The 15,583-nt window shown below is 31.7% G+C and carries 21 protein-coding genes, 1 tRNA gene, 1 other RNA gene and 1 pseudogene; 6 read left to right on the top strand and 18 right to left on the bottom strand.

The window, feature by feature from the left end:
- Nucleotides 1-298: 298 nt before the first annotated feature.
- Together SM9_RS01055 and SM9_RS01050 are read right to left on the bottom strand one after the other, a co-directional pair.
- Nucleotides 299-712 (bottom strand): annotated as a pseudogene (locus SM9_RS01055) (DUF4143 domain-containing protein); the annotation flags it as partial.
- A gap of 422 nt (nt 713-1,134) precedes the next feature.
- Entirely contained in the window at nt 1,135-1,644 is a 510-nt protein-coding gene (locus SM9_RS01050; RefSeq protein WP_058738375.1) for a YgjV family protein, read from the bottom strand.
- Nucleotides 1,645-1,756: 112 nt separating this feature from the next.
- On the opposite strand from SM9_RS01050, the gene SM9_RS12125 reads away from it, so the two are divergent.
- The 4 genes from SM9_RS12125 (at nt 1,757) to SM9_RS01035 (ending at nt 3,823) form a co-directional block, all read left to right on the top strand.
- Nucleotides 1,757-1,894 carry a hypothetical protein gene (locus tag SM9_RS12125; protein WP_198144397.1) on the top strand — a complete coding sequence of 46 codons (138 nt, stop codon included), beginning with the start codon at nt 1,757-1,759 and terminating at the stop codon, nt 1,892-1,894.
- 90 nt (nt 1,895-1,984) lie between these two features.
- Nucleotides 1,985-2,584: an SDR family oxidoreductase gene (locus SM9_RS01045; protein ID WP_198144453.1), complete on the top strand. Its 600-nt coding sequence runs from the start codon at nt 1,985-1,987 to the stop codon at nt 2,582-2,584.
- 5 nt (nt 2,585-2,589) lie between these two features.
- Nucleotides 2,590-3,231, top strand: coding sequence for a flavodoxin (locus SM9_RS01040; protein WP_058738374.1), 642 nt, complete (start codon nt 2,590-2,592; stop codon nt 3,229-3,231).
- A 1-nt stretch (nt 3,232) separates the two neighbouring features.
- Nucleotides 3,233-3,823: a hypothetical protein gene (locus SM9_RS01035; RefSeq protein ID WP_058738373.1), complete on the top strand. Its 591-nt coding sequence runs from the start codon at nt 3,233-3,235 to the stop codon at nt 3,821-3,823.
- Between the two features lie 102 nt (nt 3,824-3,925).
- Here SM9_RS01035 and SM9_RS01030 read toward each other — a convergent pair whose 3' ends face one another.
- The 8 genes from SM9_RS01030 to SM9_RS01000 all read right to left on the bottom strand — a co-directional run bounded on the left by SM9_RS01030 (nt 3,926) and on the right by SM9_RS01000 (nt 9,053).
- Nucleotides 3,926-4,342, bottom strand: coding sequence for a C-GCAxxG-C-C family protein (locus SM9_RS01030; protein ID WP_058738372.1), 417 nt, complete (start codon nt 4,340-4,342; stop codon nt 3,926-3,928).
- 82 nt (nt 4,343-4,424) lie between these two features.
- Nucleotides 4,425-5,423 carry an NADP-dependent oxidoreductase gene (locus SM9_RS01025; RefSeq protein WP_058738371.1) on the bottom strand — a complete coding sequence of 333 codons (999 nt, stop codon included), beginning with the start codon at nt 5,421-5,423 and terminating at the stop codon, nt 4,425-4,427.
- On the bottom strand, nt 5,424-5,552 hold the full coding sequence (locus tag SM9_RS12440; protein ID WP_269744790.1) for a hypothetical protein: 129 nt from the start codon (nt 5,550-5,552) through the stop codon (nt 5,424-5,426).
- Between the two features lie 36 nt (nt 5,553-5,588).
- Complete coding sequence (locus tag SM9_RS12240; RefSeq protein WP_232299192.1) at nt 5,589-5,717, bottom strand: winged helix-turn-helix transcriptional regulator; 129 nt, start codon at nt 5,715-5,717, stop codon at nt 5,589-5,591.
- Nucleotides 5,718-5,888: 171 nt separating this feature from the next.
- Nucleotides 5,889-6,215: a hypothetical protein gene (locus tag SM9_RS01020; RefSeq protein WP_058738370.1), complete on the bottom strand. Its 327-nt coding sequence runs from the start codon at nt 6,213-6,215 to the stop codon at nt 5,889-5,891.
- Between the two features lie 117 nt (nt 6,216-6,332).
- A complete protein-coding gene (locus SM9_RS01015; RefSeq protein WP_058738369.1) occupies nt 6,333-7,646 on the bottom strand; it encodes an IS4 family transposase in 1,314 nt (437 codons plus the stop codon).
- Nucleotides 7,647-8,386: 740 nt separating this feature from the next.
- On the bottom strand, nt 8,387-8,755 hold the full coding sequence (locus tag SM9_RS01005; RefSeq protein ID WP_058738367.1) for a HEPN domain-containing protein: 369 nt from the start codon (nt 8,753-8,755) through the stop codon (nt 8,387-8,389).
- Nucleotides 8,748-9,053 carry a nucleotidyltransferase domain-containing protein gene (locus SM9_RS01000; RefSeq protein ID WP_058738366.1) on the bottom strand — a complete coding sequence of 102 codons (306 nt, stop codon included), beginning with the start codon at nt 9,051-9,053 and terminating at the stop codon, nt 8,748-8,750. The genes SM9_RS01005 and SM9_RS01000 overlap by 8 nt, the downstream gene beginning before the upstream one ends.
- Nucleotides 9,054-9,338: 285 nt before the next feature.
- Between SM9_RS01000 and SM9_RS00995 the strand changes: the two genes are divergently transcribed.
- A complete protein-coding gene (locus SM9_RS00995) occupies nt 9,339-9,941 on the top strand; it encodes a hypothetical protein (protein ID WP_058738365.1) in 603 nt (200 codons plus the stop codon).
- 581 nt (nt 9,942-10,522) lie between these two features.
- On the opposite strand, the gene SM9_RS00990 is transcribed toward SM9_RS00995, so the two are convergent.
- The 5 genes from SM9_RS00990 to SM9_RS00975 all read right to left on the bottom strand — a co-directional run bounded on the left by SM9_RS00990 (nt 10,523) and on the right by SM9_RS00975 (nt 12,241).
- Nucleotides 10,523-10,729 (bottom strand): hypothetical protein, encoded by a 207-nt coding sequence (locus SM9_RS00990; RefSeq protein WP_157064617.1) that lies wholly within the window; start codon nt 10,727-10,729, stop codon nt 10,523-10,525.
- A 107-nt stretch (nt 10,730-10,836) separates the two neighbouring features.
- Nucleotides 10,837-11,115, bottom strand: an RNA gene (rnpB, locus tag SM9_RS11500) — RNase P RNA component.
- A 22-nt stretch (nt 11,116-11,137) separates the two neighbouring features.
- Nucleotides 11,138-11,212 (bottom strand) — tRNA-Met (locus SM9_RS00985).
- 103 nt (nt 11,213-11,315) lie between these two features.
- Nucleotides 11,316-11,825: a hypothetical protein gene (locus SM9_RS00980; RefSeq protein WP_058738363.1), complete on the bottom strand. Its 510-nt coding sequence runs from the start codon at nt 11,823-11,825 to the stop codon at nt 11,316-11,318.
- Between the two features lie 8 nt (nt 11,826-11,833).
- Nucleotides 11,834-12,241 (bottom strand): hypothetical protein, encoded by a 408-nt coding sequence (locus tag SM9_RS00975; protein WP_058738362.1) that lies wholly within the window; start codon nt 12,239-12,241, stop codon nt 11,834-11,836.
- Nucleotides 12,242-12,319: 78 nt separating this feature from the next.
- Between SM9_RS00975 and map the strand changes: the two genes are divergently transcribed.
- Complete coding sequence (gene map, locus SM9_RS00970) at nt 12,320-13,237, top strand: type II methionyl aminopeptidase (protein ID WP_058738361.1); 918 nt, start codon at nt 12,320-12,322, stop codon at nt 13,235-13,237.
- A 54-nt stretch (nt 13,238-13,291) separates the two neighbouring features.
- Here map and frhB read toward each other — a convergent pair whose 3' ends face one another.
- The 3 genes from frhB to frhD are packed head-to-tail and all read right to left on the bottom strand — an operon-like array spanning nt 13,292 to nt 15,575.
- Entirely contained in the window at nt 13,292-14,143 is an 852-nt protein-coding gene (gene frhB, locus SM9_RS00965; protein WP_058738360.1) for a coenzyme F420 hydrogenase subunit beta, read from the bottom strand.
- 11 nt (nt 14,144-14,154) lie between these two features.
- Complete coding sequence (frhG, locus tag SM9_RS00960) at nt 14,155-15,006, bottom strand: coenzyme F420 hydrogenase subunit gamma (protein WP_058738359.1); 852 nt, start codon at nt 15,004-15,006, stop codon at nt 14,155-14,157.
- The gene (gene frhD, locus SM9_RS00955; RefSeq protein ID WP_058738358.1) at nt 15,006-15,575 is read right to left on the bottom strand and encodes a coenzyme F420-reducing hydrogenase, FrhD protein; all 570 of its coding nucleotides are present in this window, start codon (nt 15,573-15,575) and stop codon (nt 15,006-15,008) included. The genes frhG and frhD overlap by 1 nt, the downstream gene beginning before the upstream one ends.
- Nucleotides 15,576-15,583 lie beyond the last annotated feature (8 nt).

The raw sequence follows: 15,583 nt of genomic DNA, 5'->3' as shown, positions 1-15,583 counted from the left end.
AATTGTTCATAAAATAAAAACACATTTATATAAATAAGTGTTCATAAAATGAAAACAAATAGATAATAAAATAGTCAAATAATAATTGCCCAGCATATCAAATATGACCACATAACTGACACATCTCACTTTTAATATCACACTTCAAAAAAATAAATTATCAGTTCATAGAACATATATTCAATTATATGACAAATTACTGATTCTAGCTTGTCACACGGTCAGGGTATTCTTTCACTATTAAGATAAATTATAGCCATTTTTGAAAGTATTGTCAACAAGAAATACCATAAAAGAATTATCTCAATGTGCCAATTGGAATTACCATTACTCCATCTTTTCGAATCTTTGCTATTGAATCACCGGTTACAACAGCTAAAAAGCTAGGTTCTGGAATATGTGTATCTCCATCAGCAATTTTTTGTTTAATCAACTTATCTATTTTCAATAAAGATTGTGCACCCTCATCAATCCTTTTATCCCCTAATTTAAACTCAATTAATCCATAACGCCCATCAGCAATTTGCAAAACACAATCAACTTCCAGAGTACCGTCATTATAATACAACACTTTTCCACCAAGTGGTGCTGAATATACTTTTAAATCTCTAATGCATAATGTTTCAAAAATGAATCCAAAAGTTTCTAAATCATATATCAACATTTCAGGAGTTACATTGAGTCCTGAAACTGCAATTGATGGATCTATAAATAAAAATATCAAAAGTATAAATAAGTTTTTGAGTTTTATAGTTATGCCTCCATTTAATTTTTACAGTAATAATATCCTAAATTTTTAGTATATAAACTTTATGAAAAAAACGAGAAATTAAGGCTTTAAATTTAGTTTATAGGAAAACTAACTAGTTAACAAGAAAACTAAAAAGTTAACAAGAGAATTAAAAAGTAAACAAAGAAACCAATTAGTTAAATGGGAAACTAAATAGTTAACAAGTGAATTAAAAAGTTAACTGGAGAACAATATAATTAACCTGGAAACATTAATTTATTTGATTTAAAAAGCACGAATATAAATATAACTGGAAAAAATAGTTTTAAATTTAAAATAATAAAATAAAGATTATAAATTCAAATAAATAAACTCAAATATAAAATATTAAATAAAACAAAAGATTATTTATTTCTTACAAGTTGAATAAGTGAAACTAAACCTATCAGTGCAGTTATTGACTCCATAGCAACAGAAGAGATATCGAAAATAGTCAAGAAATATAGTATATAGATAGCACTATTTACAATAAAGCCAATCTTAAGGGATTTAATGTCTTTTAAGTAATAATTGCATAAAGTAATTTCCATTATTGCAAAAACAGGCAATAAACCTACAAAACCTAAATTATTAACATGAATACCCAAAACAACAGTAATCAAAAGAAAAAAAATCGTCCAATTTTTAGTTAACCTGTCGTAATAAACAAAAAGATTTCTTGAAGCTGCAATCAGCATGGTAACGACTCCAGTCCAGGAAAAAAAGAAAACAGAAGATATTGAAAGTATGAATGCATTAAAAAACTGATACTTGTAAGCCTTTTTAACATCATTGACACAATAGCTGATTATTAAAAAGATTCCTGCAATAAATGATATTCCATTACCAATCAGAATATTCCATGCTAAACTCATCAATATTACATTGATATTAATTAATATAAATAATTTTAAAATTGATTATAGAATGCATAGTTAATTGTTGCAAAAAACAACATTTATATATTTTAAAAATATAATTCTATTTATGAATGATGTAGTCTTATTAACCGGAGCCGGACAGATTGGAATGGCAATCGCCAGAAGAATCGGACACGGCAAAAAAATCATAATTGGTGATAAAAATATCAATAATGCGCAGAGCATATCCAAAATAATGAAATAATCAGGATTTGATAGTGAAGCCTATGAATGTGACATCTCATCAAGAGATTCAATCAAAAACCTCATAAAAAATGCACAGGAACATGGATAAATCGCATATTTCATCAATGCTGCCGGAGTATCACCCTCACAGGCACCCATAGAAGCTATCCTGAAAGTGGATTTGTATGGAACTGCAGTGCTTTTAGAGGAAGTTGGAAAAGTAATTAAAAAAGGCGGATGCGGAGTTACGATATCATCACAATCGGGACATAGAATGGAACAGCTGGGTGCTGAAATAGATGAACAGCTTGCAATGACACCAACTGAAGAACTGCTTGATTTGGAAATTCTGCAACCGGAAAACATCAAAGACACACTTCATGCATACCAATTGGCAAAGCGATGCAATGTCAAAAGGGTAATGTATGAGGCATGCCGATGGGGAGAAAAAGGTGCTAGAATAAACTCCATATCTCCAGGAATCATTGTAACACCCCTTGCTTTGGATGAATTCAATGGTCCTCGAGGAGACTTCTACAAAAACATGTTTGCAAACTGTCCATCAGGAAGACCCGGAACTGCTGATGAGGTTGCAAGCATAGCAAAACTGCTCATGAGCGATGAAGGTGCATTTTTCTCAGGTTCCGACATATTGATAGACGGCGGAGCCACTGCATCATACTTCTACGGAAAATTAAGGCCTGAGTGATTAAAATGAAAAAAATAATACTGTTATTAATATTATCCCTAATCGTAGTCGGATTAGGAATAAGTGAAGTGACTGCAGTTTCAGATGCAGAAACACAGGCAAATGACATTTTAAATAAAAACAATACAGACAGCAAAATTTTAGTAGTGTATTTCTCAAGAACCGGTGAAAATTATAATGTAGGAAATGTTGAAGTCGGAAACACAGCAATGGTAGCATCATACATCAAAGATTATCTGAAAGCAGATTCATTTGAGATAATACCAGTAAACAAATATCCAGACAAGTATCAGGAATGTTTAGATCAGACAACAAAAGAAAAAAATGAAAATGCAAGGCCGGAAATTCAAAACAAAATAACAAATTTCGATCAATACGACACAATATTTGTAGGATATCCCATATGGTGGGGAAACTTGCCTATGATAATGCACACTTTCTTTGAGTCATATGACTTCAATGGAAAAAAGGTTATTCCATTCAACACTCATGAGGGCTCAGGAGATGCAGGAACTTATTCAACAGTACAAAAAGACTTGCCAAAGGCCAACGTTACAACAGACGGACTCGCACTTGACGGCAAAACAGCCAGAAGCGATGATGGAAAACAAAAAACAATAGACTGGTTAAAAGGCTTAGGATATTAAAATGAACTCAAAAAAGATTATTGTAGACGTCTTGCTATTCATATTGATGATAATTGAATATTCAAGATTATATCTGAACTCCACAGTACATGAGATAATTGGAATTAGCCTGATAATTCTAATTATCCCCCACATATACTTAAACAGGAAATATTTCAAAATATTGAAAAAAGGAAAGTACAACATTAAAAGAAGCTTTAAACTAACCATAAACATGGGGTTTTTAGTTGCATTCCTATTAACATGCATCCTTGGAATACTGTCTAGCCAAACTTTAGGTATTGGGAGTTTAACTGCAATATATCTTCACAAAATCTTTGCATATCTTTCAGTGATACTTCTTGGATTGCACCTGTCATTCAATATTAATCAATTATTGGCCAAAATCCCCTATAAAAAAATACTGTTTCCAATATTCATAATATTTGGAATCTACTCACTGATACAGGTCGATTTCTGGAATCATATCACAGGAAGATATGGCTTTTCAATAGCTACAGGAAATATCCTAATCAATTCAATATACTATATTGGAATAATTTTGATGATAATTGCACTGCTTAATCTAGATAAGCTTAAGCAAAAAAATTAGTCTGGATTAACATATCATTTAAAATGAAATAATGATTAATAATTTATAATAAATTAACTAACACTATTGATTTAAACATTAATATTATCAATTTGATGTTAGTTATCTATCTATTATTTTTTCCGTTATCTTTACTGCTGATGCAACCATCTTAGGACATAATTCCTTAAAGAGATTATTATCAATTGCATGCTGTACACCTTCAGGAGTTCTTATGTCACATCCTAAAAGATCATTGCAGATATATGAACCGTTCTCATTTGAAAATTCCTTAAAAAATTCGTTTGAAAGTTCAGTGCAGTCCTTTTTGTTTTCACCATATTTTAATCCAATAGCCATTAAAGCACCAGTGCAGGCTCCGCAGACTTCTCCCTGACGCATACCACTTCCAAAACAAGCCCCTATTTTAAAGGCATCATCCCTAGAAAGTCCGAATTCCTCACAGAAGACACTGAACACAGCCTGTGAACACAAATGCCCATCTTCAAACAACCCAACAGCTTCATCCACCCTAGACATAATAATAGATTAAATTTTGATAAATATAACTGTTTGGTCAAAAAAGATTAATTAAAAGTAAAATAAAAAAAAGAAAGATTGATTAAATTTTAATCAATGTTTTTCCTTTGGAACCACCCGTACCTACTTTTCTAAGAGCATCATTAACATCAGATAACTCATATACTTCATCAACAGATGCTTCAATATTGTTCTGCTCAAATATTTGAGAAACTTTTTCAAGTTGAGGGCCGTTTGGTTCAACAAACAAAAAGTAATAATTCTGGTTCTTTTTGCCTGCCATTTTGTCAAATTTCATTCCTGCAAAGCCGAACAATGTTTTTTTAACAAATGAAAAACCCATCCTTTCAGCAAATTCCTTGTTTGGAAGTCCTTTAAGTGATACCAATGAACCATTGTTTTTCAATATTTTAAACTCCTTTTCAAGTTCCTTTTCACCCAAAGTATCCAATACATAATCTACATCAGACAGGATTTGAGAATAGTCCTGAGTCTTATAGTCAAAGAACTCATCAACACCCAATTCAACAACCCTATCCCTGTTTCTAGCACTTCCGCTGGTTATAACTTTCAACCCCAAACTTTTTGCTATAGGGATTGCCATAGCGCCCAAACTGCCGGTTCCGCCAGAAATGAATATTGATTCACCTGATTTAACATCCAACAATTCAAAAGCCTGCATTGCAGTAAGAGCAGTTAACGGAACACAGGCAGCCTTTTCAAAGTCCATATAATCAGGAATATGTGCAAGAGCATCCTTATTTATTGCAGTGAACTCTGCAAAAGCACCAATCTTATCAAGAGGCATTCTTGCATATACGCGGTCGCCCTTTTTAAAGTTGGACACACCGCTTCCAACCGCCTCGACAATACCTGAAAATTCGTTTCCCATAACCAAAGGCAATTTATATGGAGTGATGAGTTTTACTTCTCCGCGAATAATCATGTTATCCAAAGGATTAACTCCAGCATAGGCAATTTTAACCAAAACATCATCACTGCCAATTTCAGGTACAGGAACCTCCCTAATTTCAACATCCGTCCCGTTTTTATCATATTTATCTAAAATAGCTGCTTTCATTCAATCACTTACCTTCAACAGATTTGCATAATAATCCTTAAACATATTAATTATTTCCAAATCGGCGTCCTCACCACATTCCAGCTCATCCAATCCGAATGCTGCCAATTCATATAAAACCTTATTCAATTTCAACCCCCGATCAGTCAAATAGTATTCACTAGACTAATTTGAAACTTTTTTTACAATGAGTCCGTTTTTCTCCATGGATTTCAAAGTATCAGACAACACATTATTGGAGAGATTGGGCTTATTTTCCTTAAATTCAAAAAAATGCTTCTTACCCAAAAACATGTCCCGTATCAGGACAATAGTCCATTTACGATTAAGTAACTTCACAGTATTTTCAATAGGACATGTACTAAATCATTTGTCATGAAAACACCAAATTAAAATAATTAAACAATATTTTTATAGTTATTTTTATTTATAATAACCAGTTAGCATTCACTAACCATGAAAGAGTTAAATCATTTGCCGAAGCTCAGAGAGATTTTTTTCAATGAATTCAGCATTATTGGAATCAGCCAAAATTTTATATTGTTCCTTTCCAGTTTTTCTATATGATTCATCCATTACTCGCTGTAAATCATCAATGTCACTGCCTAAAATGATATCCAACTTATTTTTTTGCTCACCTGTCAGTCCATCCATATAATATTGTACTGTAGATTTGAACTTTGAAACAAGATTTGAATTTGTACTGGCCATCATTTTTAAAATGAAAGCAGGAGCCATTGTAAAAAGATGATCATATTCCATCACATCATCATAGGATATTCCATTAGCCATAATCTCACCAGCGATTCGATTATAAAAAGTCTTGAATATAATATAAAATTTATAATGATTTCATATAAAATTATCCAATGCCGTCAACCTAATTTTTAATTTCATATTTTTTTCCTTTTATGTTGGTCTGTAGTTCAGATTGAATTTTCTCTGTTTTTTAGGGTTTCTTTTTGTTGTCTGTTTTTTCGTGGATTTGTTTGGGGATTTCGTGCAGGAAATTATCAGATTTTTTGTGTAAGTTCGTATTATTTCTGGTGTTGGGTTTAAAATCATTATAGGCAAATATTTTTTTAATTTTCGAATTAAGTGTGCTTGATTTACCTTGAAGAGTCCAAGTTTTCCTTTTTGTCGTTGCGTTCTGTTTATTAGTAGGTTGAAGTAGTTTTCGTAATGTTGAAAGACGTTATATTTTAGGAATTTTGAATATATGTCTTGTTTTATTGTTATTCTTTTTTTGCCGCTGTAATTTTCGATGTTTAGTCTGTTTTTCATTGTATTGTAGTTGGTTTCGATTCCCCAGCGTAAATTATAGAGTTCTTTAAAATCTTTGATTTGGAACTCTTTATTGAAAATGTTTGTTAATAATGTTTCTGTTTTTCCATTATCTAGTTCAATGGTTAGTATTCTTAGATTTAGATGTTCTTCTTTTTCATATTCTTCTTTTAATGAGGGGTTGTGGAATTTTTTTATTCTGTCTTTGGTTAGTTTGATTTTGATTTCGGAGTCGTTTTCTTTAATTGTGTATCGTTCGTCTATGTAGCTTTTATCCTTTAATCTGACTATAAAATAACTATTTATGGACATTATGTGTGTGTATAGTTCCATGGCATTGTATCCTCTGTCAAATATGAAAATTGATTTTTCTGGGATTATTAAGTCTTGAATGTTGTCAAGATTTTGGTGCATGAGTGGTAATTCTGCTTGTTTGTAGTTTCCTATGATTCCATCGAGTATAAATCCGTTTAATAAGTCCATTATTGATGAAAATTTGGCCATTGCAGGTTTTCTGTATTTTGGTGTGTCTTTGATTCCAAAATCTCTTCGCACTTCTTCAAAATCAGGAATTTCAAAATCAGATCCGTCACCACCATACAAACGAAAACCTTTGTATTCCTTAAAAAAGTGATTATTTCTATTATAACCAATTAAACGTAAATATTCTTTACTTATTTCTTTAAATACTAGTGGATTTATGAATACTCTTTGTTTGGATAGTGCTTGTCTTGTTATTGTTTCGAGATTGTTGGTGAAATCATCTTCGATGAAATCTTCAAGATCTGCTTGATTGGAAGTGCCTTTGTTTACGCAAAAGAAAGTCACATAATCTTTGAATGAAAATTTACTATCTCTTGTAAATCTTTTTTCATCAATTACAAAGAATGATGCTGGTTTTACAATATTATCAATTGCTGATTTAAAATAAGAAAACATGAAGCATCACAACACCATACTGGGATGAAAAAACATTAAAAATACTGTTTATTTCATTTTTTAAACATTTTACAGCAACTTTCAAAAATTCTATTTTTTCGCAAAAAATAGAAAGATTAATTAATTTGTTACCCCAATATAGTATTGAGGGTTTGTTATTTTCTCGCATAATATATAATATACCCTCAATCCTTAATAAAACTATCCATACTGCTTCAATACTGTTTTTAAAATCAAATTACTATACTATAAATTAACAAATTCATGAATATCACTCGATTGAAAATCAACATGATTACATGATAGTACGAGCAAAATAAAAGGACCTTTGATTAAATCGGATTTTAATAATAAAGTTTAAATAATAATGAAGCATAAATATTCATTTAAATGAAGTATACTAGTTAAAAACAAACTTATTTTAAAAATAAAGAAAAATAAACACCATATAAAGACAATAAATTAATAATATATTAATAATAACTAAAATAAGACAAATTAGAAAAAATTAGGTTGACGGCATTGTAAAATTATCGAAAAAGATAACTAGAAAATATAATATAAACACAAAAACAAATAGGAGGGATTTTATAACTGATATAATTTAAAATAATAAATCTAAAAAAATCATAATTAATAACTCATGGCCTGTTAAGAGTAAGCTATATAAAATCATGTGGGTTACCTTATAAAAATAAGACAAAACTACCACAAATTCCAACAAAATAAATTAGAAAATATCATAATAACTGCTCAACTTCATCAATAAATTTTTCAGCTTGTAAAATAAGCTCTTCAGCTAATTTTTCAGAAAAAACAAGAGAATAATCATAACTAGATTTATTTCTAAGTGTTCTACCATCATAGAGATAATCATAAGCTTCCTTACTTAACAAACCTTTTTTAACATACTCTTTAGCTAGTTGCCTCAAAGTTCCTTCATGAGTTTTTGGAGATATACCCTTTTTTAATAACAATGCCAAAGCAGAAGAATACATTGCATAATAAGACAAAGTCACTGAATCCCTATACTGTTCACCTTCAAACAACATTTTACTTGAAATTAATTGCTCCTTACCTACATTAAATGCTTCTCTAACATTATCCAATTACAACACCTTCATTAAGCACATTAGTTAAAAATGGATTATTTTTTGTTTTATTAAAATGTTCTTCCGTCATTAAATGTGGAGAAATCACTTCATCTTTTTCAAGAATAATATCAACAGCTATTCTATTAATTTTATATCTTAAATCATCAGCATTAGGAGATACAATCAGAATATCTATATCTGACTCTTCAGTATCTTCACCACGAGCAACAGAACCAAATAACATGATTAATTTGATATCATCAGATTTAATAGTTTTTGCGAATTTTTTAGCTATTTCAATCCTATCATTCATGATAATCACCTAAACCTATACTAATTAATATCAAAGTCAAACCTAATAAACATTTTGTAAAACAATAATATGCCACAATATCAAACATAACTACCCAAAAGAGCAATTACATATATAATTAATTGATTAAGTACATATATAAGTTTTTATATATAAATCGCTACAATATAACCTAGTTAGAGCAAAGATAGTGGTATTCTGAAGTCAATAACTGGATATGATGACATAGTTGTAGAACCCAAAGGAAAAGACAAATACATCATTCCAAAAGATGAAGTACCTGATATGATTTTAGTTTGTAACAACATTCCAAAATTTAAAGAAGGAATAGAAGACGCATTTGTTCAAAGGATAGTGCTGTTTGAATTTCTTAATCAATTCAGAGGAACAGACAAACAAAATCCCAACCTAGAAAATGAAATTCTTGAAGAACCCGAAGAAATGGAATGGTTAATTTATAATGGTATTAATGCATATAAAGAAATGATACAAGGTAATGGTGATTTTAAAGCTCGAATTGATGAAGATGAAACAAGAAAGCTATTAGGAAAACACATCAATCCAATTCCATACATTTTAAATCAATTAGTTAGCTATTCAAAAGAAGATACTACTATGGAAGAGCCCATACCTACAGTTGAATTAAACAACTTAATTCAATATGTAGCAAAAATAGAAGGGTTAGCTATTACTAAAATTAATGATAGTGAACAAATAAATCCGCATTATTTAGCTTCGCAAATAAGAGCCACATTTGAATTAGATAATAAATGGACAACCAAACCGCAATATGTCGCACAAATTGAAAAATCTGTTAATACATATCCCCAGTTATATAAAAAACCACAATATAATAATTGGTTAGAAAAAATGAACAATGACACATAACAATATGCAAAAAGAATAGAATCTAGAGTTCTAGACTTTTAAGTTAAAACTCTAGATACATTTCCATCTTTTTTTCATAAAACAAAAGCCTAAAAATCCTCATTTTACAATACCTAGAGTTCGACATATAATCGCAGAAAATAAATAAATTTTTTATTAATTAATTAATTTATTTCTTTATCACATACATTGGTGAGTATAGGTCAAACTCTATGAAAACTCAAATACAGCACTAGAACTACCCATTCGCCGAACCCCGCTATCTTCACCATCTAGACTTATGCATCAAAAACTTTAGAACCCTAGATTTAGCCATTTAATTAAATAACAAAAACTTTCATTAACATTTTAGTTATTACCCAACATAAACGCCTCGACGATCTGGGCTTAGCTACTGCACCAATCACTTATTAAAATATAACAGTTACTTTCATGATTTAAGTAATAACATAATTATGCAATTAATTAATTACACAATAAAAAATAAAGATTTAGAGTTATATATGGAAAGTCAGTGAAAAATATTGCATGTGCTGTATAAAATGTAATCTGGATGTATTAAAAAAATAGAAGTAGATTTTTTATAAATCTTGGTAATCGGTAATAGTCGTATCCTCTAAATCAAGAAGTTCATATACACCAGTTTCTTTATCCAAATATGGTTTTTGCTCCCTTTTAGCAATACGGATTAATTCAGATGGAGTTACATTAAATAACTCAAAAATTTCCTTAAAAACAGTATTATAAGTTTTCTTAGCACTATCTGAAAGATTTCGCCTCACCATCATCTGCTTAACTTAGCATCAGTATCTGTAAATTTGGTTCTGGTTGTCATAATTGAAAATATGTAGATTACCAACATATAAAAGTTTGGTAACCCACATAATTATTCATGGCCTGTTAAGAGTAACCCACCTTCTGTTTTACAGCATTCATCTTAGCGAACTACCTTGCCTACAACAGTGATCATCGGCAACTTTGTTCTTGCACCTTATGGGATGGCCGTTTCACCGATTCTTCTAATGTCCTCAATTAAATATCATCGTCAACCATTAAAAGCCGTGTCGTTTCTGCTCCATTGCCATACTTCTCAGCATACATCTTTCGATGCCATAATCTGTGTGATGGGCGGAGTTTCCTTAGTTAAAATAACCAGCAGCTGTCTTTAACTTGCCATGAAAATTATTAATTAAAAGTAGCAGGGCCTAGATTTGAACTAGGGATCTCAGGGTTATGAGCCCTGCGGGATCACCAGACTACCCCACCCTGCTATACAAAACAAAAATAAATCGATATTAATATTATGTTAAAGATGATATATAAAACTTTCGATGAAAAAAGTAAATTTAAGAGATTTTGATTAAATCTCAAAAATTATTTTTCTAAAGCTTCAATTCTTTTATCGATATCCTTAAGCTTTTCTTCAGTAGCTTCCTGAAATTCTTTAGAAGATTTTTTAAATTCCTGATAATCTTTATCAAGAGCATCAACAGATTGAGAAGTTTCTTTAAACCTTGCTTCAAGATCACCCAAATCCTCTGTTGTTGCAAGTGACCAATCTTTGATTAATTCATCACTTTTTTCATCCAAGAATGCATCAAGCTTTTTAGAAAAAGCATCAGTATTAATTCCAGACATGTCAATATCACTCAATTTAACTTTGATTCTTTTAGTCATAGATTCAGATTCTTTTTGATTTTCTTTTTGCAAACCATTGTAATCTGTATTTTTAGATATTACCTCACTCATATGGGCATCAGCATTAGTAGGAATATAAGCTTTAACTTTATTCATAGTTTTTGGAGTGTTTAACAGGTAATAATATACCAAAATCAAAATAGCAACAATTAAAATAATGATTGCAACTGCTTCAATAGCTTCCATAATAACACCTATTTATTTTGCTTATTGAGTTTTTTCTCTTTAGCTTCGATTTCCTTAAGCATTTTTTCTAACTTTTTCTGTTCAGTTTGTGCTTCCAATCTTGCTAATCTTTCATTTATCTGACTGTGTAAAAATCCAATTTCATTTCTTACATCAGTAGTTGATTGCCTGATTTCCTTAAGGGAATCTTGTTGCTCCTTTGGTAAAGGAATAGGATTATCCATTAATCTTTTTGATTCAATGTCTTTTTCAACCATGGACATTTTCTTGAGTTGAATTTCTTTTTCAAGCATAGCTACAGATGTTTTAGCTTGAGCAACTCTTCTCCATTGAGCAACAACGATAATAACAACTACCGAAACAATAATCAATATTATTAATAAAAACATTTGATCAGGAATTGTTGGAATATCCATAATTAGCCTCCAATTAAATTTAGATATTATAAATATATAAACATTATTAAATATAATATTTATTATTAAAGTGATAATATGATTGATTCTTATATAAAAGCTGGAAAAATTGTTTCAAAAATAAGAACTGATGCATCAAAAATGATTAAAGAAGGATGCTTGGTTTTAGATTTAGTTGAATATGTTGAAAGCGAAATATTAAAGCAAGACGCAGAAATAGCATTCCCATGTAATGTATCAATTAATGAAGTAGCAGCACACTATACTTCCCCAGCAAATGATAAAACCGTTATTCATGCAGGAGATTTGGTTAAACTGGATTTAGGTGCTATGGTCAATGGATGCATAGCAGACTCTGCAGTAACTGTAATGGCTGAAGGAAATATTGATGAAAGATTTACACAAGACCAGATTAATGAAAACCAGGAACTTATTGAAGCTTCAGCAGCAGGTCTTGAAGCAGCAATCGCAACAGTCCGAGCGGGAGTAGAACTGAATAAGATTGGAGCTGCAGTTCACGAAGCAATAAGCGATTTTGATTTTAATCCTATTTTTAACCTAATGGGACATAGTCTAGAGCAATATAATTTACATGCAGGTATTTCCGTGCCGAATTATGACAATAACGATACATTCAAATTGGACGAAGGTCAGGCAGTAGCTATCGAACCATTTGCAACAACAGGCATAGGTCATGTTAATGATGCTCCAGGACATTACATTTACTCATATATGGCAAACAAGCCATTCAGGATGAAATCCACACAAAAAGTATTAACCTATATCCAAAACAACAACCAATACGTTCCGTTTTCAGGCAGATGGATTACAGACAAGTTCGGCGAAAGACGTGGCGGAATTGCATTGAAACAGCTTTCAGACGCAATGGCAATTTATCCATATGCACCACTTAAGGAAAAACAGGGCTGCTTTGTTTCACAAAAGGAACACACATTGATTGTAGAAAAAGAAGGCTGTACTGTTACAACATTATAGAAGAGTTAATTCTCTTCATTACTATTTTTTAAAAAAAAGAAAAAAGGAAAGAAGTTAGTAAATTGTAGGGATACGTACTCCCATTTTAGCTCTTCTTTCACGTTCTTTGGTATTTTTATCTTTTTTACCTTTAGCTAATTTTTCAAGTAAAGGAAGACCTGGTTTTACATCATCCATTGGTTTGGTTTCAATTAAACCAGCATCAACAGCTGCTTTAAAGATACTGTCACCATCATCAGTTCTGGTTAAAACAGTAGACCAACCATCTGGAGAACCTACAGAACCGGTAGATACATCTGCCCATTCAGCAACGTAATCTTGACATACGTTACATCCAGCTTGTTCGTATCCGTGGGTTTCTTTAATAGCTAAACCTTTGTCTTCGCCATCTTTGGTTAACCAGAATTTACCTTTTCCGATATCCATTTTGCTTGCTTCAGTTAAGGAGTCAAATCCTAATTTAGCAGTTGCAAAAGTATCAAGAGAAGCCATAGGGAAGTTTTCCATACAGTAGATACCGATGATTAAGTTTACTTTTTCAGTGACGAATCTAGTGAATGGATAAGCTTTAGCTTTTCTTAAACCTTGTACTTGACATGGAGTTGCAACTACACCAACTTTTTCAAGACCGTATTGACGGGTTGCTTCTTTTAAAGCGGATAAAGTTGGGGACATGGAATATTTAGTTCCGGCAGCTGCGATTACTTCATCAGATGAAGTTACAACAGTAGGAACAGGTCTCCAATTTTCATCAGGAGTTCCAGCAACTACAGCACCTTCAATAATACCTTCATCGAGTGCATAACAGAGTAATGCAGAAACAATTCCTCCGTCTTGTGATACATCTAAGATCTTTTGTTCAGTAGATCTTGCAGATAATGCTTCTTTATAAGTACCTAATGGCATTTTCATTCCTCCTAAAGTCCTGTTTCCTTTTTAATTCTTCCTTCAGGTAACCATGACCTTGGACACATCATGTAACAAGTTCCACATTTGATACATCTGTCTTTATCACAGCTTGGTCTACCTTCAGAGTATCCCATTGCCCTTGTTGGACAAGCGAGACCACAAGTTCCACATCCAGAACATAATCCTTGACGGATTACGTTAGTTAATACATCACAACCACATCCTTTATCACATGCAGCCCAATCCATTGCTGGTTTTAAGTAATCTAAGTCACCTTCACATAAAGCAACAACAGTTTTTGCAATCATTTCAGGAGCTACAGGACAACCAGGAAGTGCTAAATCAACTTTAACTAATGAACTAACAGGCAAGAATGATTCGTGTTTAGGTTGTGCTTGTTGACCACCACGTGCGTAGGTAGTAAAACAACCAGTTACAGCACAAGATCCAAATGCAGCGATTAAACCGGATTTTTCTCTTGCCATTAAAAGTTCTTGAACACTGTGTTCATCTTGTAAACAAACAGATCCTTCGATTAAACATAAATCCATTTCAGGCATTTCTTCAGCGAAAGTACCGTGTACCCATTTGTCCACTAAAGTTTGTCCGTATACAATATCAACCATATCAGTTAAAACAGTAGATAAAATGTCATAGTTTTCAGTTAAAGACATTGCATCTCCAGTACAACCACTTAAGTGTATGTAACCAATACGTGGTTTGTTTGAAGCAGCTTTAGTTTCTGCAGGAGCTTCTGCTTTAACTTCTTCTTTAACAGGAGCAGCTTCAACTTTTTTTTCTACTTTTGGTTTTTCTGGTTCATCTGAACCGCCAAAAGCTTTTTTCAATTTATCAAACATTATTTTACCCCAATTTCATTTAAAATAATATCTATAGCTTCAGGAACTGCCTTTTCAACAGGTTCTGTTAAACCCATATCTACATCCGGAGTTGGTATTTCAGCAGGTTTGCAACCAACGACAACAACCTCACACTTTTCGGAAATCTTTTGAAGAGGCTCTTCAACGGTCATTCCATGAGGATTATCATATTTTCCTATCTGCATTACATTAGGATCAAATACTTCAACTGTGCCCGGTTCTGCATTAAACTCCACTACATCCAATACAATTAGTTTTTTCCAGTCATATTGTTCATACAATGGGAAAAAATTGGAAGGAGCTGCAGTACCACCATCAACAAATTGAATGCTGTCAGGCAATGTAATGCCTTCAAACTTTTCCTGTATCTGATTTAGAATGTTCTTGTTAAAATCTTCTTCAACATAAGATGTAACAACAGGATCATAATAGTCATTAGTGTCATTGGAATATTTTTGCAATAGATTTATTAGAATAGGACCGAATCCATCATCTTTAAACAATATATTCCCGCATCCAACAACAATTATATCCGAATCATAAGGCATTTAAAATT

It is taken from the genome of Methanobrevibacter millerae, assembly GCF_001477655.1.
Lineage (GTDB): Archaea > Methanobacteriota > Methanobacteria > Methanobacteriales > Methanobacteriaceae > Methanocatella > Methanocatella millerae_A.
This window is presented reverse-complemented; position numbering and strand designations above follow the sequence as displayed.